The sequence below is a fragment of the Bacillus sp. YKCMOAS1 genome, from assembly GCF_030268125.1.
GTDB classification, from domain to species: Bacteria; Bacillota; Bacilli; order Bacillales; family Bacillaceae; genus Bacillus; species Bacillus safensis.
Genome location: NZ_BSEI01000003.1, coordinates 646,897 through 667,340, shown reverse-complemented (window position 1 = coordinate 667,340; position 20,444 = coordinate 646,897). Strand labels below are relative to the sequence as shown.

21 protein-coding genes are annotated in these 20,444 nt (G+C 39.9%); 12 read left to right on the top strand and 9 right to left on the bottom strand.

Translation table 11 applies throughout. The annotated features are described in order from the left end of the window. Positions 1-86: 86 nt before the first annotated feature. On the top strand, positions 87-536 hold the full coding sequence (locus QSJ46_RS12505; protein ID WP_107163517.1) for a GyrI-like domain-containing protein: 450 nt from the start codon (positions 87-89) through the stop codon (positions 534-536). Positions 537-582: 46 nt separating this feature from the next. Here QSJ46_RS12505 and QSJ46_RS12500 read toward each other — a convergent pair whose 3' ends face one another. Further along, positions 583-939 (bottom strand): YunG family protein, encoded by a 357-nt coding sequence (locus QSJ46_RS12500; RefSeq protein ID WP_144413638.1) that lies wholly within the window; start codon positions 937-939, stop codon positions 583-585. A 143-nt stretch (positions 940-1,082) separates the two neighbouring features. Between QSJ46_RS12500 and QSJ46_RS12495 the strand changes: the two genes are divergently transcribed. The 5 genes from QSJ46_RS12495 (at position 1,083) to hag (QSJ46_RS12475) (ending at position 7,126) form a co-directional block, all read left to right on the top strand. Further along, positions 1,083-1,694, top strand: coding sequence for a hypothetical protein (locus tag QSJ46_RS12495; protein ID WP_047202750.1), 612 nt, complete (start codon positions 1,083-1,085; stop codon positions 1,692-1,694). A 182-nt stretch (positions 1,695-1,876) separates the two neighbouring features. Next, positions 1,877-3,058: an alanine racemase gene (gene alr / locus QSJ46_RS12490; protein ID WP_047202749.1), complete on the top strand. Its 1,182-nt coding sequence runs from the start codon at positions 1,877-1,879 to the stop codon at positions 3,056-3,058. A 118-nt stretch (positions 3,059-3,176) separates the two neighbouring features. Beyond that, a complete protein-coding gene (locus QSJ46_RS12485; RefSeq protein WP_285604779.1) occupies positions 3,177-4,724 on the top strand; it encodes a Kelch repeat-containing protein in 1,548 nt (515 codons plus the stop codon). A 233-nt stretch (positions 4,725-4,957) separates the two neighbouring features. After that, on the top strand, positions 4,958-5,893 hold the full coding sequence (gene hag / locus QSJ46_RS12480) for a flagellin Hag (RefSeq protein ID WP_285604778.1): 936 nt from the start codon (positions 4,958-4,960) through the stop codon (positions 5,891-5,893). Positions 5,894-6,175: 282 nt separating this feature from the next. Next, complete coding sequence (hag, locus tag QSJ46_RS12475; RefSeq protein WP_107163522.1) at positions 6,176-7,126, top strand: flagellin Hag; 951 nt, start codon at positions 6,176-6,178, stop codon at positions 7,124-7,126. A gap of 33 nt (positions 7,127-7,159) precedes the next feature. On the opposite strand, the gene QSJ46_RS12470 is transcribed toward hag (QSJ46_RS12475), so the two are convergent. Further along, positions 7,160-8,632, bottom strand: coding sequence for an FAD-dependent oxidoreductase (locus QSJ46_RS12470; protein WP_285604777.1), 1,473 nt, complete (start codon positions 8,630-8,632; stop codon positions 7,160-7,162). Between the two features lie 217 nt (positions 8,633-8,849). Here QSJ46_RS12470 and QSJ46_RS12465 point away from each other — a divergent pair, with 217 nt between their 5' ends. After that, entirely contained in the window at positions 8,850-9,674 is an 825-nt protein-coding gene (locus tag QSJ46_RS12465; protein WP_047203586.1) for a methyl-accepting chemotaxis protein, read from the top strand. A gap of 36 nt (positions 9,675-9,710) precedes the next feature. Here the strand turns inward: QSJ46_RS12465 and QSJ46_RS12460 are convergent, their stop codons facing one another. Beyond that, positions 9,711-10,082, bottom strand: coding sequence for a DUF5412 domain-containing protein (locus QSJ46_RS12460; protein ID WP_285604776.1), 372 nt, complete (start codon positions 10,080-10,082; stop codon positions 9,711-9,713). Positions 10,083-10,324: 242 nt separating this feature from the next. On the opposite strand from QSJ46_RS12460, the gene QSJ46_RS12455 reads away from it, so the two are divergent. Further along, on the top strand, positions 10,325-10,948 hold the full coding sequence (locus tag QSJ46_RS12455) for a poly-gamma-glutamate hydrolase family protein (protein WP_285604775.1): 624 nt from the start codon (positions 10,325-10,327) through the stop codon (positions 10,946-10,948). A gap of 26 nt (positions 10,949-10,974) precedes the next feature. Here QSJ46_RS12455 and QSJ46_RS12450 read toward each other — a convergent pair whose 3' ends face one another. Continuing rightward, positions 10,975-11,523 (bottom strand): ImmA/IrrE family metallo-endopeptidase, encoded by a 549-nt coding sequence (locus QSJ46_RS12450; RefSeq protein WP_024424963.1) that lies wholly within the window; start codon positions 11,521-11,523, stop codon positions 10,975-10,977. A gap of 309 nt (positions 11,524-11,832) precedes the next feature. On the opposite strand from QSJ46_RS12450, the gene QSJ46_RS12445 reads away from it, so the two are divergent. Then, positions 11,833-12,732 carry an N-acetylmuramoyl-L-alanine amidase gene (locus QSJ46_RS12445; protein ID WP_285604774.1) on the top strand — a complete coding sequence of 300 codons (900 nt, stop codon included), beginning with the start codon at positions 11,833-11,835 and terminating at the stop codon, positions 12,730-12,732. A gap of 218 nt (positions 12,733-12,950) precedes the next feature. Here QSJ46_RS12445 and QSJ46_RS12440 read toward each other — a convergent pair whose 3' ends face one another. The 5 genes from QSJ46_RS12440 to QSJ46_RS12420 form a co-directional block, all read right to left on the bottom strand. Further along, a complete protein-coding gene (locus QSJ46_RS12440) occupies positions 12,951-13,121 on the bottom strand; it encodes a type II toxin-antitoxin system SpoIISB family antitoxin (protein WP_024424961.1) in 171 nt (56 codons plus the stop codon). Then, a complete protein-coding gene (locus QSJ46_RS12435) occupies positions 13,096-13,866 on the bottom strand; it encodes a type II toxin-antitoxin system SpoIISA family toxin (protein ID WP_039177934.1) in 771 nt (256 codons plus the stop codon). The genes QSJ46_RS12440 and QSJ46_RS12435 overlap by 26 nt, the downstream gene beginning before the upstream one ends. A gap of 146 nt (positions 13,867-14,012) precedes the next feature. Continuing rightward, entirely contained in the window at positions 14,013-15,011 is a 999-nt protein-coding gene (locus tag QSJ46_RS12430; protein ID WP_017359158.1) for an inorganic phosphate transporter, read from the bottom strand. A 15-nt stretch (positions 15,012-15,026) separates the two neighbouring features. Continuing rightward, positions 15,027-15,644, bottom strand: coding sequence for a DUF47 domain-containing protein (locus QSJ46_RS12425; protein WP_024426775.1), 618 nt, complete (start codon positions 15,642-15,644; stop codon positions 15,027-15,029). A 206-nt stretch (positions 15,645-15,850) separates the two neighbouring features. Continuing rightward, the gene (locus QSJ46_RS12420) at positions 15,851-16,309 is read right to left on the bottom strand and encodes an ASCH domain-containing protein (protein WP_107163526.1); all 459 of its coding nucleotides are present in this window, start codon (positions 16,307-16,309) and stop codon (positions 15,851-15,853) included. Between the two features lie 227 nt (positions 16,310-16,536). On the opposite strand from QSJ46_RS12420, the gene ggt reads away from it, so the two are divergent. The 3 genes from ggt (at position 16,537) to cysT (ending at position 20,442) form a co-directional block, all read left to right on the top strand. Then, the gene (ggt, locus tag QSJ46_RS12415; protein ID WP_058838928.1) at positions 16,537-18,288 is read left to right on the top strand and encodes a gamma-glutamyltransferase; all 1,752 of its coding nucleotides are present in this window, start codon (positions 16,537-16,539) and stop codon (positions 18,286-18,288) included. A gap of 259 nt (positions 18,289-18,547) precedes the next feature. Further along, positions 18,548-19,585 (top strand): sulfate ABC transporter substrate-binding protein, encoded by a 1,038-nt coding sequence (locus QSJ46_RS12410; RefSeq protein ID WP_099663181.1) that lies wholly within the window; start codon positions 18,548-18,550, stop codon positions 19,583-19,585. Between the two features lie 11 nt (positions 19,586-19,596). Further along, complete coding sequence (cysT, locus tag QSJ46_RS12405) at positions 19,597-20,442, top strand: sulfate ABC transporter permease subunit CysT (protein WP_285604773.1); 846 nt, start codon at positions 19,597-19,599, stop codon at positions 20,440-20,442. Positions 20,443-20,444: the final 2 nt, after the last annotated feature.

Sequence of the window (20,444 nt, the reverse complement as noted above, 5' to 3'; positions counted from 1 at the left end):
ATCCTACTGCATTCTATTTTAAAGGATGTTACCGTTGTTTGTAAGGAATGATTGGCCAGTCTTCCAATACGAGTTGGAGGGAAATCATGAATTACAAAATTGAAATGATAACGAATATGAAAATGGTGTATATGAGAAATATAGGATCATATGGCAGCAAAGAGAATCTTGAGATGATGAAGAGATTTAAGAAATGGATCAAGCAACATCAATTAAATGATGAATTAAAGGAATATGGTATATATGGTGTTCCTCAAGATGATCCTGGAAAAATTCCATCAGAAAAATGCAGATACGACCTCATGCTTATGACAAATAGAGATTTCTCAAATGACCAAATGGTTCAGACTGGTCATTTTGAAGGGGGAACGTATGCTGTGTTTACAGTGACACATACAACCGAAAAAGTGAATTTATTTTGGAGACAATTTCCTCAAATGATCCAAAACAATCAATTGAACATGCGTCAGGCACCTATTATAGAGCGATATAGAGAAGAAGAAGGCGTGTGTGAGTTCTTACTACCTATCTTTTAAACACTTTATCAAACTGCAATGAAAACAGACCTCTTATGGTCTGTTTTCATGAATATGAAATGTTTAAATATTCTACGACTCGTTCTTTTAAATAACGATACTGATCCTCATTCGTATCTTGAAATGCTTCTTCTCGATTTGAAGGTACATCCATATAAACGATTTCCTCAGAGAATTGTGAAGAAGTAAAGTCGATTCTTGTTCCATTCACTACGTTGTAAAAGTGCCATCCGTTGGGTAATGCGGTTTTGTTTATTTTTCCGCCTAAAAGATCATGTACGACTAAAGAAGTGACGCCACATTGTCCGTTTGCCGGGTTGTCTTTACTCCATTTTGAACTAGATTGAGAAGACCATGCTTTATAAAGAGCATCAATGATTTCGTCTGTCGTGTAGAGGTTCATCATAAAAATCCTTTCTATTTAAAAAGTGAAATGAATGTAGTATCTGTTTAGTCTATAGTAGATTTTTTTTCAATCAAAATCCAGATGCTATACTATGGCTAAACCAATATAACAATGAAGATTCATGACAGGAGGAGCTTGGTGTGGTATTCATCATAGGTATTGTAATCGCTTATATTGTTGCTATTTTAGGCTTTACTGTTTTCGGAGATGTAGGGAATGGGTTGGGGACGGCTCTGAGCATCATCGGGGGAATGGTCATTTTATTCATAGCTGGTAGATTACAAAGACAAAAAGAAAAGAATGAGCCAAACATATTATTAGATAAGATGATGATGCTTTTTCAAGAAGACGGATTTCAGGCTTCAACATACATCTTTTCGCAAAATGTGGATAAAGGCTTTGCGATTGATGATGTACGAAAGGTCATGCGGTTTATTACACATCAACCTGGCGGCTCATCTCGAAAATTCAGGTTTGATGTTACTGAGCTTTCCTTAAAAGAGTTGAAACAAGTTGACATGTTAGAAGATGGTGTGCCGGTTGAACAATCTGTTGAGAGTGATAATAATGAAGAGATCTCGACACTTGAATTGAGATTAACTATGAATGATCAGGAATCATCAACGATCACGCTCACCTTTCTGACATTTGATGTGCCTGTTAGTAAGAGCACCGCAGAATATTTGATTGAACGAGAAAATCTGGAGGAGATTTATCATGAAATTGATTCAATGATGAAATCTGCGGATTAATGAAATGACTGTTCATAAAGAAGAAATCACCATTTGAGGTGGTTTCTTTTTTTATGTCAATCAAGACAAGGCTGGTTCAGTCATTGCGGTTGAATGTTTTTCTCAAAAATGAATAAAGATAGACTAGACACGAAAACGAACATTGATATCGAAATGACTCATGTGATGAGGAGGAAACATACATGCAAAAGCTTTGCAGGGAAGTCTGGATCGAGGTCAATCTTGACGCGATTAAAAGAAATATCGAAGCCATTCAAGCGCATATTCCAAAGAAAAGTAAGATCATGGCTGTCGTGAAGGCGAATGCTTATGGGCACGGTTCCGTGGAGGTTGCGCGGCAGGCATTAGAAAGCGGTGCGACAGAGCTTGCAGTTGCCAGCTTGGAAGAAGGCATTGTATTGCGGAGAGCAAAAATTGAAGCACCGATTCTCGTCCTTGGATTTACCCCGCTCGACTGTGTGAAAAGGGCTGCAACCTGGAAAATTGATCTCTCCGGCCTTCGGGAAGACTGGATTGTTCAAGCAAATGAGATTTTAGCGGAAGAAGAAAGTCTGCCCCGGCTTGGGATTCATGTCAATGTCGATACGGGGATGGGACGATTAGGTGTACGGACAAAGGAAGAGCTGTTAGAGGTGGTGAGGGCGCTTGAAGAGAGTGAAAACCTGAGATGGGATGGAATATTTACGCATTTTTCCACTGCGGATGAGCCTGACCCTGATTTCACACTGCTTCAGCACAGCATTTTTATTGATTTTCTTCGTTTCTTAAAAAAACAAGGCATTACATTGCCCACGGTACATATGAACAATACAGCAGCTGCCATCGCGTTTCCTGAATTTAGTGCAGATATGATTCGGCTCGGCATCGGGCTATATGGACTGTACCCCTCGCAATACATTGAGAGTTTAGACGCTGTTAAGCTAGAGCCCGCTCTCAGTTTAAAAGCAAGGATTGCGTTCGTGAAAGAAATGGTGACAAAGCCAAGAACCGTCAGTTATGGGGCAACCTATGTAGCAAAACCTGATGAAGTTATAGCAACCATACCAATTGGTTATGCAGATGGGTACTCACGAGCCTTATCAAATCGAGGATTTATGCTTTTCCGCGGAAAACGAATGCCGATTGCTGGCAGAGTCACAATGGATATGACCATGATCAGTTTAGGAGAAATGAAAGCAAAGCAAGGCGAGGAAGTCGTTATTTACGGCCGTCAAAAGGGCGGAGAAATTTCTGTCGACGAAATCGCCGAAATGCTCAATACGATCAACTACGAGGTTGTTGCCACTTTAAGCCGCCGCGTCCCTAGGTTTTATCGTCGAGGTGGGAAGATTATTAAAATATCGACGCCGGTGATGTATGTGTGAGGATAAATAACAGGTGCAAATTGAGGATATTTGTTCTGGTGTACAATGATAAAAATTAAATTTTATTACAAATATGTCGATAAAAGGAGGGATATTTAAGATATGGAGGAAAGAAACGATGAAAAAAAGTTTATTTTTAGTGCTTTTGACTATTTTTATGATGGTCACAATTCATCCGTTAAAAGCTCATGCTGCTGAGACAAATGGGTGGACGAAGCGAGCAGACTTACCGGAAGAGAGACTTCATTCTAGTTCCGCAGTAGTAAATGGGAAGATTTTTGTTTTTGGGGGAAGTAGTGAAAAGGCATATAGTAATAAAAATACCTACATGTACGATCCTCACAAAAATGAGTGGATCTCAAAAGCTGACATGCCTAGAGAAAGAACAGATAGTACGGCAGTGGCGATAGGTAAAAAAGTATATGTCATTGGAGGAGCATATCAAGATAGCACAAATACGATTGATATTTATGATGCAGAATTAGATACATGGGCAGAAACACCGATTAATATACCATACTATGCTGTGACAAAAGGTGACATAAGTGCAAGTGTTGTAAATGATAAGATTTATATTCTTGCAACGAATAAAAGTCCTCATCAAGAACATAATTTTTATAGTTATGATACAAAAACAGATAAATGGCTACAATTAAAAATGTTTCCTCAGCAATTTACTGGTATGTCTATGTCAGAAGTCGTTGACAACAAAATTTATGCTACAGGTGGAGAAAGAACAGTTAGTAATCACAAAAATTCCCAAGTATATGAATACAACATTGAAACAAATCAATGGGTACAAACAAAATCACAGTTAAAGTTTTATCAACTAGGGGCTGCATTTACAACATATCAGGGAAAATTGTTCATGGCTGGAGGTCAGTATGATGACAGAGCCAGTCTATTATCACCATATACACAGTTTTATGATGCTAAAACGAATTCTGTGAAAAGAAGCTCGATCAATTTACCTGAAGCTAGAGTAGGTTCAAGTGCTGTAACGATTGAGGATACCATATATATCATAGGTGGACGAAATTTCCAGCAAGATTATCATTCAAAATCGATTAAAAGTGATTACAAATCAGTGATTTCTATCTCACTAAAAGATTTACAAATTGCTGAAGGTGAAACAAAGCCAGATGATGGCACAACCGAAGAACCAAAAGATCAGGACGGAACAAAGCCAGATGATGGCACAACCGAAGAACCAAAAGATCAAGACGGGACAAAGCCAGATGATGGCACAACCGAAGAACCGAAAGATCAAGACGGAACAAAGCCGGGTGATGGCACAACCGAAGAACCAAAAGATCAGGACGGAACAAAGCCGGGTGATGGCACAACCGAAGAACCGAAAGATCAAGACGGAACAAAGCCGGGTGATGGCACAACCGAAGAACCGAAAGATCAAGACGGGACAAAACCTGGTGAAGAATCAACAAAAGGTATACTTTCAATTACCATGATAAACGGGCTGCAAAAGGATTATTTGCTTTCAATGAAAGAAATCAACGATTTTCTAAACTGGTATAAAGAGAGAAGTTTTGGAATTGGCATGAACTTCTATGAAATCAATGATGAACACAATAAAGGTCCTTTCACAAGTAAGAAGGATTACGTTGTGTACCAAAATATCTTAATGTTTGATATCAAGCAATACTGATATTCATAGATTTTGTAAAGCTGCTGATTATAGATCAGCAGCTTTTATTTTTATAGAATTGTCAAAGTTAGGATCAACGTCATGAAAAAAATGCGATTTTTTTAAAAAAATCTGCTAAACATCCTATAATCACGTCCGATAATAGAATTGTCAGGGTTGTTAAGCCCTAGAATAAAGGACTTTTTTCAGACAAGGACGTCTGTCAGGTCCCATATACATGGAGGTAATAGGAAATGAGAATTAACCACAATATCGCAGCACTTAACACATTAAACCGTTTGTCTGCAAACAACGGTGCGAGCCAAAAGAACATGGAGAAACTTTCTTCTGGTCTTAAAATCAACCGTGCAGGAGATGACGCTGCAGGTCTAGCAATTTCTGAAAAAATGCGTGGACAAATCCGCGGTTTAGAAATGGCATCTAAAAACGCACAAGACGGTATCTCTCTTATTCAAACAGCTGAAGGTGCATTGACTGAAACTCACTCAATCCTTCAACGTGTTCGTGAACTAGTCGTACAAGCTGGAAACACTGGTACACAGGATAAAACTACTGATCTTCAATCTATTCAAGATGAGATTAAAGCTCTACAAGAAGAAGTAGATGGTATCTCAAATCGTACAGAGTTTAACGGTAAAAAATTGTTAGATGGTACATTTAAAGCTCCTGTTGATCCTGCAGCACCAACTGCTACTGAGAAATCTTTAGTATTCCAAATCGGTGCTAACTCAACTCAACAAATTTCAGTTAACATTGAAAAAATGAGCACTGATGCACTAGGAGTTAAAGATCCAGCTGATACAACTGGAAGAGCAATCTTAGCTAATCAATCTGTGAAAGATATTGATGTAACTAAATTTGCTGATAATGCTGCAACTGCAACTGATGTAGGTTTTGATACACAATTAAAGATTGTTGATTCTGCAATCAACCAAGTATCTGCTCAACGTGGTAAACTTGGTGCGGTTCAAAACCGCCTAGAGCACACAATCAATAACCTTGGTGCATCTTCTGAAAACTTAACAGCTGCTGAGTCTCGTATCCGTGACGTTGACATGGCGAAAGAAATGAGTGAGTTCACAAAGAACAACATTCTTTCTCAAGCATCTCAAGCAATGCTTGCACAAGCGAACCAACAGCCACAAAACGTACTTCAATTACTACGTTAATGAAAAGCCCCTTTATGGGGCTTTTTTTTATGTCTTGTTCTTCGAATTTCTCTTTTTATGATTCTTAAGTCATTTTTGTAAAATGTGAAAAAAGACCTAAAATTCAAGTGTTCTCTAGCGAAACGATCATAATGAATAAGCCTTTTTCCTTATTTGATCCTTTTTTGTTAAACATTCTCTATTATGGTTCGATAAAGGGAATGTAAGGCTTACAAAAAAATCTGTTTTAGAACTTTTGGACATGGATGTCTAATTGGTTCAAACACATGGAGGTAATAGGAAATGAGAATTAACCACAATATCGCAGCACTTAACACTCTGAACCGTTTGTCTGCAAACAATGGAGCAGGGCAAAAGAACATGGAGAAACTTTCTTCTGGTCTTAAAATCAACCGTGCAGGAGATGACGCTGCAGGTCTAGCAATTTCTGAAAAAATGCGTGGACAAATCCGCGGTTTAGAAATGGCATCTAAAAACGCACAAGACGGTATCTCTCTTATCCAAACAGCTGAAGGTGCATTGACTGAAACTCACTCAATCCTTCAACGTGTTCGTGAACTAGTTATTCAAGCTGGAAACACTGGTACACAAGACAAAGATACGGATCTTCAATCTATTCAAGATGAGATTCAAGCATTACAAGAAGAAGTAGATGGTATCTCAAATCGTACAGAGTTTAACGGTAAAAAATTGTTAGATGGTACGTTTAAAGCAGGAGAGGATGCAGCAGCTCCAGATCCAGATGATCCAGATGCAACTCCAACTCCAGCTACTGGTAATGCTTTAGTATTCCAAATCGGTGCTAACGCAACTCAACAAATTTCAGTTAATATTGAAAAAATGAGTACTGATGCATTAGGAGTTAAAACTGATGGGGAAATTGTAGAAAATCAAGCTGTTAAAGACATCGATGTAAGAAAATTTGCTGACAATGATGCAAAAGCAGAAGATGTTGGTTTTGATACTCAACTAAAAATTGTTGATGCAGCTATCAACCAAGTATCTGCTCAACGTGCTAAACTTGGTGCAGTTCAAAACCGTCTAGAGCACACAATCAACAACCTTGGTGCTTCTGCTGAAAACTTAACAGCTGCTGAGTCTCGTATTCGTGACGTTGACATGGCGAAAGAAATGAGTGAGTTCACAAAGAACAACATTCTTTCTCAAGCATCTCAAGCAATGTTAGCTCAAGCAAACCAACAGCCGCAAAACGTACTTCAATTATTACGTTAATGAAAAAGCCCCAATAAAGGGGCTTTTTTTAGTTCAATCAAATGACAGCATGTGCTCTAGACGAAAGTCAGGAACCGCTTCATGGAAAAAAGCTCGGTTGCCTTCATCGTTCTTTTGATCCCATTGCTTCCACCATTCGGCGGTTTCTCCTGAGGTGTCAGCTTGAATCATGTCGTGCAGCTGTTCTAAGTTGATGATTTCTCTCGGTTCTGTTAAGAAAGAATGCATCCGGTGATACACCTCAAGACGTTCAGGCTGTTTTGTGACAATGGCGTATTGTACGTAGCGATTTAAAAATTCTTGTACGAACGTCAAGTGGGGGATGGTTGTTTCTCCTTTTAACTCAACACCGTCCCATGCCATATCAGCAATCGCACAAAGCCACCAGCCAAGTTCACTCGCTTGCTGCATTTGTTGTAATGTGTCCTTTTCAAAAGAGACTCGCTCATTTTTTTGTGCTTGTTTGAGCATACGGTCAAGTGTTTGTGCTTCAAGAGCTGCTTTGGTCATGCCCTGCCCATGAATGGGATCCAATGTACACAAGGCATCGCCCATCACCAATAATCCACTTGGCCAATCCTGCATGTGTTCATAGTGATGTCTTACGCAAGAAGGAACTCTAAATCCTTTTGGTTTTGTAAAGGGCGTTAAATGGGTGATGGCTTCTGCTATCGCGGGATCGCTCAGAGCACCGGTTTCTGAATCAAACTGATCAGCATCCGTTGTTGGATAATGTGAACCGCCGGCTGCAGAAAGAAGCACAGCTACTAAATCATGATCTACCCGTTCAAACAGTCCTGTTGGGATTTGCTTGTCTGGCTGGCCAACTACAACCATTGATTGCAGGGGTGGCGCACCTGATGGTATTTGATAATATCTTGTGCTGTAGCCTAGAAACACACTTAACTCATCAGTTTGTGGCAAGGTTAATCCAGCGTCTTTCAACCATTTTGGCAACTTAGACATTCTTCCAGACGTATCAATCACTAAGTCTGCTTTCATTTCATGAATGCTGCCAGGTTTTACTTGCCGGTCCTTCACGATAAGCCCCATGACTTGATTAGTTCCCTCTTTAAACTGAAGGGAGATGGCTTCATGTTTTTCTAAAAACTGCACACGTTCCTCTGTTACCATTCTTTGCATCAATACCCACTCTAGCATTGCGCGTCTTGTGACGGCGGTTTCTTCTCTATCAGTGAGCGTTAATTCGCCATCTTTTGTAATAAATCGAGAGGTTTGATGCATCGTATTAAATCCGTCCATTTCCAGTAATTCTTTTGTATAACCAGGAAATAGACGTTCAACGATTTGCTTGCCAAGTGGCAGCATTCTATGTGGGTGAAAGGCTTGAGGAGTGCCGAGACGATTCTCAGGAGAGTCTGGCAGTTCATCCTTTTCAATAATCAATACTTGATGATAAAACGTTGATAAAACTTTTGCAGCGAGCATTCCGGTGATACCTCCGCCAATGACGATTGCCCGCTCATATTTCATGGGTTGTGTCACAACATGCGCCTCCATTGAATACACAAAATGGTTACATGACCATTTCATCATATGTTGATTCATTAATTATAGCAAATTTACGCTTGAATATAGAAAGGAAACGTACTTCTTTTTACTCGTAAATATGAAGAATTTCTTCAATCATTATTATTATTTTTAAAAAGTAACTATTAATTTAAGAAGAACGACCGATAAACTATATAAGGGGGTAGAGAAATTGGATATACTACAGAGTATTGTAACAGCAGCACCTTATATGATGCAGATTTTAAAAAATGAAGTAACGATGGGTGTCATTGATCGAGAGAAATTCTTGCTGTATTTGCCATCGAAAGATGTAGATTTTCAAATTCGTGCTGGAGAACTTATTAAACCAGATGATTTAAATATGAAAAAAGCGCTTAGAGGTGAGACATCAAGTATGTTTGTGCCTGAATCGGTTTACGGAATACCGTTAAACGCCATGGGTCTGCCAATTTTTGATGAAAATCAACAAGTGATCGGCGCACTCGCTTTAGGTTTTCCACTTAAAAATCAATTAGAGCTTGAAGCATATATGGAGTCATTAAATGACATCATTCATAGTATTCAAGAAAAGGTGCATGTGGTGGCGGCGCATTCAGAAGAGCTTTCTGCGACAAGTGAGGAAATGACCTTACAAACGCAGCAAACACTTGAAAGCTCGAAAAAAACATCCGATATTACAAAGATGATTAAAGGGATTTCGAAACAAACGAGTTTGCTAGGATTAAATGCGTCAATCGAAGCAGCCAGGGCAGGAAAAGAAGGGGCTGGTTTTAGTGTTGTAGCCAGTGAGGTTCAAAAGCTTTCAAGTGAAACTTCACGTGCAACAGAAAATATCGAAAGCTCTTTGCAAGGAATTTCCTCCAATATACATACATTACTTGAGAGTATGGGACATATGAAAGGTTCATCAGCAGAGCAGGCTTTACTTGTTACAGAGTTTAGTGAAATTGTGGAACGACTGACGATCGTAAGTAAAGAAATGAAAGAATTTATGCAGCATGTGATGTCAACGTAAAAAACGAATCCAAGAGGGATTCGTTTTTTTAATACGCTATTTTCTTTTGTTCCGATCAAAGCGGTAATCGTATGTTTCACCCTTTACCACATTTAAAAATTCATGCCCGATTTGAACAAGCTGTCCATTTTTCCATTTGATGAGGGGGTCTTTATCAGGGTATTTCCAGTAAATCGTTTTCTTTCGGTGGGTGAGCTTGTTTTCAATTTCTGCTCTAACTGCGTTCTCCTTTAGTTTCCCTCCGCTATGTCGATAGGTGTTGATGATATATGTTCCGTCTGGTGATGACATCGAGCGGATAAAGGTTCCGTGAGATACGCCTTGAAGAGAAAAGCATTTCCAGTAAATGATGCCAGCGAAGCTAAGGAATAAGATGACAAGGGTGATGGTGGTTTTCTTTTTTAACATGAATTCCTCCAGATGTAGATCACAATATTTCTAATTTATGAGAGAGAATGCAAAAAGATTCATATAGTCCAAAAGTTCTATTCATTTCAATTATCGGTCATTTTTTCTCAAAATTCAACAGATAGCCGTAAAGATAAGGAAAATTTAAGGATGTTTCATGTCGATAAGTCATTCGAAATCCCTTTACAAAAGAATTTAAGATCAGTAGACTTATGCTCATATGGAGAAATGGGGAAGATGGAATGACGCAAATCATTGATACATATCAAAGTTATGAAGAGCTTTCCGCTCATGAAAGAGAAGGAATCGATTATCAAATTCTTCACGAGCGGAAAGGTGACCAGCTTTTGGTTTTATCCCCTCATGCTGGAGGTATTGAATCTGGCGTAAGTGAGCTCATTCATGAAATCGCAAGTAATCATTCTATGTATTTATTTGAAGGCCTTAAGGTGAAAGGCAATCATGTGCTTCACATTACAAGCACACGTTTCGATGAGCCGGTCTGCCTTTCTCTAGTGCATACCCATCATTACACGTTTGCGCTCCATGGCTACGGGGAAACGGAGATGCTTCAAACATTAGTGGGCGGGACAGACAGAGAAAGAGCGGCGGAAACAGTGAAACGTTTAACGCTTAATGGCTTCCAAGCAGTGCTGCTATCTGAATCTGATCGTTATTCTGGAACACATCCTCACAATATTAATAATCAATGTCTGACGGGAAAAAGTGTACAACTTGAAATCAGTCAGGCGCAAAGAAGAGCATTCTTTAAAGACTTCAGACGGCGCTATCGCCGTGAAACGCAAAATGAGCAATTTTATCGGTACACAAATGTACTCAAGCAAGTATTAAACCTGTATGAATAAACGCCTGCTCCCCTATGCAGAGAGGCTTACGTTTGATAAACAGCTTCTTTTTCCGCGACCTTTTCAGCTTTCATTAAATAAGATGTAAACTCTTGTTGAAAGCGAATGCCTGCTTTCCGCTGTTCGAATAAGGCCAGCCGCTTTTCAGCAAAAGCCCAGGTGACATGAAATGTTTGCGCAATGTGTAAAATGGCTTGCTGCCGAAGGTTTGGAAGCTTCATTTGCATCAGCATAAAGGTTGGCACACAAAAGTGATACATGAATTGTTTAGCTTGAAACTCTTGCAGTTCTCGAAAGAGTTTGTGCATCTTGAAATGATTGCCTGCATGCTTGAGCACATGACAAAGCTCGTGGGCAAAATCCTGCCATTGTTCCTCTGATGATAGAGATCTGTTTAATATAATACTGTAAAGACCTTGATGTTTGATCATCATGCTGCCAGTATCCTCATAGTGGACCCATACATGAAATTCAGAAGCGATCCTTTGCATGTCTCTATAAGCAGGACCGCTTATTTGTAGTTTGGCATATAACCGTTTAATCTCTTCTTCTAAATGGGTTAAAAATCCAGTCATTTAAAAACCTCCAAGCAAACGTATGTTCTGTTTTTGGCGTAAAAGAAAAGTCCATATAGGACTAAATAGCTAATTGAGCTATTGCTTACTTTTATTATCGGCTTATTTTTAACAATTTTAACATAAAATCAAGGAAAAATGGAATTAATTCCTGTTTTTTTCTTCATTTTTACGTTTTCCACTACTAAAATGAGTGATTGAATTCAAATTTTACCATAGTCTTATCACTAAAACAAACTCATGTTGTCTTACGAACGCCACCAATTGATGAGAAAGATCAATTCAATCTAGCAAAAGGGAGTGCAGAACATGGTAGAAATTTATCAAGATTTTATTCCAGTTGGAAACGGTAACCGCCCAGGATACGCCATGACACCGATGTATGTGACGGTGCATAACACAGCAAACACGTCAAAAGGAGCGGATGCGAAAAGTCATGCAGCATATGTGAAACGCTCAACGACAGCGGAAAGCTGGCACTTTACAGTGGATGATCATGAAATCTTTCAGCATCTGCCGTTAAATGAAAATGGCTGGCATGCAGGGGACGGACATGGAAATGGTAATAGAAAGTCGATCGGCATTGAAATTTGTGAAAATGAAGATGGGAATTTCCAGCAAGCGGTCAAACATGCGCAATGGCTTATCCAAAAGCTGCTGAAAGAACATAATATTCCACTAGCTAATGTGGTTACACATCAGCACTGGTCTGGAAAAGCATGTCCGCGCCTGCTTCTCGCTACATGGGATGAATTTAAAAAAGGAATTGAAACGGCAGGAGATCCGGAGACGGTCATCACGTATGTCGTCAAAAGCGGGGATACGTTAACGAGTATTGCTAAAGCTCATGACGTCACAGTACAAGATCTACAGAAGTGGAATAACATTAGCGACCCGAACAAGATTCAAATTGGACAGGTTCTCAAAATTTATCGAAATGATGGAAAAATGATGTATGAGCTGCCAGATGGGATTTTAAAGGTGACTTCGCCTCTAACGAAGGGAGAGCACGTTCGCCTCGTCCAAAAAGCGCTTGCTGCCGTTTATTTTTATCCTGATAAATCGGCTGCAGATAAAGGCATCGATGGTGTTTACGAGGAAAAAACGGCGAATGCCGTGGCACGCTTTCAGCTGGTGAACGGTCTGACAAGTGATGGGGTATACGGTCCTAAAACGAAGGAGAAGCTGCTTAAACTGTTAAATCAGTGAGTGTTTCTGTTTGTATGATTGGATGGCTGTTTCACTTTTTTCAATTAATCGCCTAGTATATGGGGATGGCTGATATTCGGCAAACTGAACATATCTTAGTTGTTTGATTTTTTTTTTCATTTTGGCACCTCAATCGTTGCAGCGTATAGTGTATTGTATGCAAGTCTATGTAAAAATGGAATCAGGACGCGGATTTCGTTCCGCGTCCTTTAGTGTAATCAAGCCTTTTTATTTTTATACTCATCCAGAAGCTGTTCATTCTTTTTAAAAATTCGTTCAGTATGGGGGCTTACCTTATAATCGGCCATACTGATATGGCGTTTTTTCTTTAAAATCTTAAAAGGGTTTTTCTTAGGATTGTTGTTATCCCCTTGAAGTGCGTGGTCCATCTTCATCACCTTCCTCTTCGTCAGGCAAGATTAGGTCATAAATTGTTGTAAGTGATGTCATTAACAAATAGTCGAACTCCGTGACAATCTCATCGGAGGTGAGCTTAATGACAAAATGAGCATCTGCTACAGAAAATGGGATGAGCACCAAATGACCGAAATCATCATAATATACTTCCTGCCTGTCAAGCTTCGCCTGAATGAGAGCCCGCTGGTCAAGTGTCCGAAGCAGGTCATCTTTTTGTTCCTGCGTATCGTATGGACAAAGCACCGCTTGAATATTCATCTTGTCAGCAAAAGAATAAATCAGCCGCTCAATTCCCTCTATATATGCCTCTACACTTCCATAATATACATGGATCGGTTCATTTTTCAATAGGTATTGGTACGTTTTTAGTTTATTGAGGTAAGAATGAAGCAGATCGTTATTTTGTTCAAGGAGTTGATGGGTGTCGGTTTCAAGCTCATGATTTCCGAGTTTCTTAATATAGGAGCTAAGAAAGATGAAAGCATCAGTTAATGCGAAAAAAACGGCAATAATCAAGTAGTGCATCCAATCAGTGAAGATAGAAGAAGGGTCATTTGTCCAGTACACGACAGCACCTGCTACATAAATCCAATACCACGTTTTACGAATGGCAAACATCTTTTCTTTTACTTTTTGTTCAAAGCGCCATACCGCAAATACATACACAGCAAGAGCACCTAGCAATAACCATACAGTCAATTGAAAAAATAATAGCATGTTCTTCTCTCCCATAGACAGATGAATACTTGTTTATTTCTATGGATATGATTGGAAACCCTGCTTCATGAAAAAATGTCCTGCAGGAAAAGGATATTTAAGTGTGCAGACAAATAAAAAAAGACCTGTCAGACAGGTCTTTGAAATTAAAGAATCGCATTTAACACAAAGTATATAAGAGCTCCTAGAGTTCCTGAAATCGGTAATGTAATCACCCAAGTGACAAGCATACGTTTTGCCGTACCCCAGTTTACTCCTTTGACTCTGTGTGCAGAACCTACACCTAGAATAGAAGATGAGATCACGTGAGTGGTACTAACAGGTAAGTGAATAAACGTTGCACCGAAGATAATAGCTGCACCCGTTAAGTCGGCAGATACTCCGTTTACTGGACGAATTTTCATAATTTTACCGCCGACTGTTTTGATAATCTTCCAGCCGCCAATAGAAGTACCTAGCCCCATTGCAAGCGCACAAGAGAATTGTACCCAGAAAGGAATGTCGTCTGTTGTATGCAAATTACCTGCAATTAAAGCCATCGTAATAATTCCCATCGCTTTTTGCGCATCGTTTGTTCCATGGGTATACGATTGCAGTGCAGCCGTTAAGATTTGAACACGTCGGAATTGTTTATTTGTTTTTGCGAGATTGTTGTTTCTAAATATAATTTTGATAATGGTATACACGATATATCCCAATACGAAAGCTAGGATAGGTGAAAGCAAAAGGGCTTGAATGATTTTAATGAATCCCGAATAGTTTAATGCGCCAAAACCGGCAGAGGCAATAACAGCTCCTGCAATTGATCCGATTAGTGCATGTGAAGAACTACTCGGAATCCCGTAATACCAAGTAAGCAAGTTCCATGTGATGGCGGCAATTAAAGCAGCCAAGATCACAACAGAGCCGTTTTGAAGTGTAAATGGATCTGCGATGTCTTTTGTAATGGATTTTGCCACACCTGTAAATGTCATTGCTCCTAAGAAGTTCATGAACGCTGCCATGATAATCGCATGTCTAGGCTTTAATGCCTTCGTTGAAACTGAAGTCGCAATGGCATTTGCTGTATCGTGGAACCCGTTAATGAAATCAAAAGCAAGTGCACAAATGACAATAAGTATGGTAAGGATGAGTAATGTGTCCATGTTTAACTAACCCCGTTACGCATTCTTCATAATGATTGTTTCTAGATTGTTGGCAACACTTTGACAGGAATCAGCGATTTCTTCAAGTGTTTCGTAAATTTCTTTGTATTGAATCACCTTAATTGGATCTGTTTCTTTTCCAAACAAGTTCTTTAATGATTTACGATGAAGATTGTCACAATTATGTTCAATCTCTTTAATCTTAATTGCGTGCGGATGAATATCTTTCAAGCGATTTTCAGCTAGTAAATCAATTGTGATTAAAATTTCTTTCGCACACTCTCTGATGTAGTGGCTGAATTTGTCGATATGTTCGTCAGAGCTTGTGATTGAGTAAATTTCTAATGTTGCGGAAAAATGCTCAATTCCATCTAAAACATCATCGAGGCTATTCGTTAATTGAAGAATGTCTTCACGTTCAATCGGTGTAATAAAGGCTTTGTTCAGCTCTTTAATCATGGTATGAACATGATTATCACCTTTTGTCTCATATTCCTTCAATGTGTCAGAAAATTCTTTCAGAGTGGTTTGATTTGTTACTTTATAGCTAACAAAATACTCAGCAGTTTCATCTAAATTTTTAGCAATTTCCGTTAACAAGACGGAAAACTTGTCTTTTTTCCTTTTTAACATGTAAAAACCCTCCATTGTATAAATGAGACAATGCACACATCAAATAATTATATATTCTTTTGTCGAAAAAAAACAGGTGTAGTCGAAAATTTCTTCACTTTTTCTATTTGATCTTATTCTGACCTAAAGATGTGATCTCAACACACCTTTTTCTAAAAGGGGAAAAGCAACGAAAAAAGCGGGCCATTTTTGGCACCGCTTATAGGCTAAGAAGCCGAATGAATCAGCTTAAACCGTTCACAAACAAGAAGCATATCCTCTTTGAAATCTAATCCGTATGATTGGAGTGCTTCTGTGAAAAATTCTTTATGTTCTCTATACCAATAGTCATAAGATAAATCGCCTTCACCTTCTGCTTTTGCAAATGATTCGGGGACTTCATTCATTGGCATGACATCTACTTGTGTGATTTCAATGATGGCTTTTGGCTTTTCCTGGCTATCCAAAATGACCGCATATTGTCCAGGTTGTGGAAGCGGCTCCTGTTCCTTTTCATAAAACAGGTGTCCAGAACAAGTGGCTGTTTTCTTTCCTTGCTTGACAAGATCAAGTAAATGATCTGGATCTGATCCGAATGCCCACGCCGATACAAATGCGTCAGCAGGTGCTTGTTCTGATTTCTCTTTCCAATAGTCTTCCCAAAATAATTTGCTTTTGTTGTTCACCGTTTTTCCCCCTCTTTGTTGTATTTATTATACCTTGAAGCCGAATCGTTGGAAATGATGTGTCTTTATTCCTAATGATCGAGTGCGTCATATGTTTTGAAAATCAATGTTTAATTTGGGAAATGTAGGATGATAGGATGAAAATTTTTGAAATTTTAGAATAATCTATTGTATTCTGGTCAAGAAGTCGGTAAGGTCAAAGTAAGAATATGGAAGGGGTGTTGTTCATGAAACGCATTTCTCTAACTGTTTTGTCCATATGTCTGTTTGTTTTCTCGTTTTTTCTGCCTGTCAGCCAAGTCAATGCGAACGAATCTCATGGGAGTAAAGTAGCTGTTGGTAAAGATGGCATGGTGGCTACTGCTCACCCGCTGGCATCAGAAGTAGGTGCTGATGTATTGAAGAAAGGTGGAAACGCAGTGGATGCTGCTGTTGCCATCCAGTACGCACTGAATGTGACAGAGCCAATGATGTCTGGAATTGGCGGCGGTGGTTTTATGATGGTTTATGATGGAAAGACAAAAGAAACATCCATCATCAATAGTAGAGAACGAGCACCACAGGGCGCAACACCTGACATGTTTTTAACGGACGAGGGAAAAGTCATCCCATTTGCTGAGCGGTCTACACACGGTAATGCGGTTGGTGTTCCAGGGACAGTAAAAGGCCTCGAGGCAGCATTGGATAAGTGGGGGACCCGTTCGATGAAGGAATTGATTGAGCCTTCCATTCAGCTTGCAGAGGATGGATTTGAAATCGATTCTGTTCTGGCACAAGCCATTGAAGATCATCAAGGGAAGCTGAAAAAAACGGCTGCAGCGCCAATCTTTCTTCCAGATGATCAGCCGCTCAAAGAAGGCGATCTGCTTGTACAGCCAGGCCTTGCCAAAACATTTAAGCTCATTGCGAAAAAAGGAAGTAAAGCATTTTATGAAGGAAAAGTAGCAAAGGCACTTGCAAATACAGTCCAAGATTTTGGCGGAACAATGACAACTGATGACATTGGTCGTTATGAGGTCAAGACTGACAAGCCTATCTGGGGGGACTATAAAGGATACCAGCTTGCAAGCATGCCTCCACCAAGCTCAGGCGGTGTGTTTATGCTGCAAATACTCAAAATACTAGATCACTTCAATCTATCACAATATGACCCCAAATCATTCGAAAAATATCAGCTGCTTGCTGAAACAATGCATCTCTCCTATGCTGACCGTGCTGCATATGCAGGCGACCCCGAATTCGTAGATGTTCCACTAAAAGGACTACTAGACGATGATTACATTTCAAAAAGAGCTTCTCTCATTCAATTAGATCAAATGAACAAAAACCCGAAAGAAGGAGATCCATGGGCTTATGAGGATGAAAAAAATCCATCCCCGATTGTCCCGCAGCCAGAAGATAAAACCATTGGCGAGACCACTCATTTTACTGTTGCCGATCAGTGGGGAAATGTCGTGTCATTCACAACAACCATTGAACAGTTATTTGGTACAGGGATTCTTGTTCCGGAATATGGCTTTTTCTTAAACAATGAACTAACAGATTTTGACGCAAGACCAGGCGGAGCAAATGAAGTCCAGCCGAATAAACGTCCATTATCCAGTATGACCCCGACGATCATATTCAAAGATAACGAGCCGGTCATGACTGTTGGCTCACCTGGAGGAACGACCATTATTGCTTCTGTTTCACAAACCATCCTAAACTTGCTTGAATACGATATGGAGCTTCAAGATGCAGTGGAAGAGCCGCGGATATATACAAACAGTCCAACTTCTTACCGTTACGAAGTAGGAGTTCCCCTTGATGTGAGAACGAAGCTAAATGACATGGGTCACCGTTTTGGCAGTTCGCCTATTGATATAGGAAATGTGCAAGCTTTACTCATTGATCGAAAAGCAGGGACATTTACTGGAGTAGCTGACTCCTCGAGAAATGGAACCGCTGTTGGTGTCAATTTAAAGCTATCTGCCGATTAAAACCATTTCCCGGGAAAAGAAGCGCCTCTGCAAGATGGCGTTTCTTTTTTTGTTTAAATAAAAACAGAGTTGACACCTGTGAATAGTTTGAATAATATATAGACTAACATCAATCATACATAGCTGATCGGACAACCGAAGGCTCTTGGCAATTTGAAGTACAGGACTGTAATGTATTTCAAGTGGCTAAGGGTCTTTTTTGCGTATGAAACGGCAAGGTTGGTGTCACTATTATTTGATAACAGGGGAGCGGGATAACGTGAAAAAGTGGAAATGGGTCTCGGTTGTAACCATCGTAGTGGTCTTGGCTGTGACGAGTGCTGCGTGCTCAAACGCAAACGAAGCATCAAAGCAAAAGGGGAAGGTTGAGCTGTTAAATGTTTCGTATGATCCTACACGTGAATTGTATCAGGAATACAATCAAGCCTTTCAGACGTATTGGAAAGACAAAACAGGTGAGGATGTCACGATCAAGCAGTCTCACGGTGGATCAGGAAAGCAGGGAAGATCGATTATTGATGGACTCGAGGCAGATGTGGCAACGCTGGCTTTAGGGTATGACATTGATGCGATTGCAGATCGCGGACTGCTTTCGAAAGATTGGCAAAAAGAATTTCCAAATCAGTCAACTCCGTATACATCGACCATTGTGTTTCTTGTGAAGAAAGGGAACCCCAAAAATATTAAAGACTGGGACGACTTGATTAAACCAGGTGTGTCCATCATTACACCAAATCCGAAAACGTCCGGCGGTGCGAGATGGAATTACTTAGCTGCATGGGCATATGCCGATAAAACATTTCATGGGAATGAAGACAAAACAAAGGATTTTGTCAAAAAGCTATATGAACATGTCGAAGTCCTTGATTCAGGTGCACGCGGGGCCACAACGACCTTTGTTGAACGCGGTCTTGGAGATGTGTTAATTGCATGGGAAAATGAAGCCTATTTAACACAGCACGAACTAGGCAAAGACAAATTTGAGATTGTCACCCCATCAATCAGTATTCTAGCAGAGCCGCCTGTTGCGGTCGTCGATCAAAATGTGAAACGTAAAGGAACAGAGAAAGTGGCAAAGGCTTATTTAGATTATTTATATTCTAAAAAAGGGCAGGAAATTGCGGCGAAAAACTATTATCGTCCTAGAAATCAAGAAGTCTTAAACAAATATAAAGACCAGTTTAAAAAGATTGATATGGTGACGATTGATCAAGCATTTGGCGGGTGGAGAAAGGCGCAGAAAAGATTTTTTGATGATGGCGGCTTATTTGATCAAATATACAGCGGACAAAAATAGGGGGCGATGTGATGAAGAAAACACATGCAGCCGCCAATAAAAGAAAACGTATATTGCCTGGATTTGGGCTGAGCCTTGGGGTGACGCTCGTTTATGTAAGTGCGATTGTCGTCATTCCTTTATCCATGGTATTTATTTGGACGGCTTCATTAGGAGCAGAGGGGATTTGGAAGGTGTTTACCGATGCAAGAGTATTGAAGTCGCTCCAGCTGACCGTGACGACTTCCTTTGCAGCTGCTCTCATCAATGCAGGGTTTGGTGTACTGATTGCCTGGGTTCTCGCCAGGTACACATTTCCCGGAAAGAAAATTTTAGATGCTCTCATCGATTTGCCTTTTGCGCTCCCAACGGCTGTTGCGGGTATCGCTCTCACCACCCTTTATTCTCCAAATGGGTGGATTGGTCAATTTCTGCATTTAAAGGTGGCATACACACCGATTGGGATTATTTTGGCACTTATTTTTATCGGCATACCATTCGTTATCCGAACCGTTCAGCCTGTGATAGAAGGGCTGCAGCAGGAAGTGGAAGAGGCTGCGGCGATTCTTGGTGCGACAAGGAGACAGACCTTTTTTCACGTGCTGCTACCAGCCTTGTTTCCTGCGGTGATGACTGGATTTTCACTTGCGTTTGCAAGAGCACTAGGGGAATATGGCTCTGTTGTGTTTATTGCTGGAAATATTCCGTTTAAAACAGAAATTACACCGCTGATGATCATGTCCAAGCTTGAACAATATGATTATCATAGTGCAGCAGCGATTGCATGCTTGATGCTGCTTCTTTCGTTTTTCATCCTGTTATTGATTCACGGCATTCAGTGGTATGTTGAGCGGAAAAAACAAGTATACGTGAGGTGAAA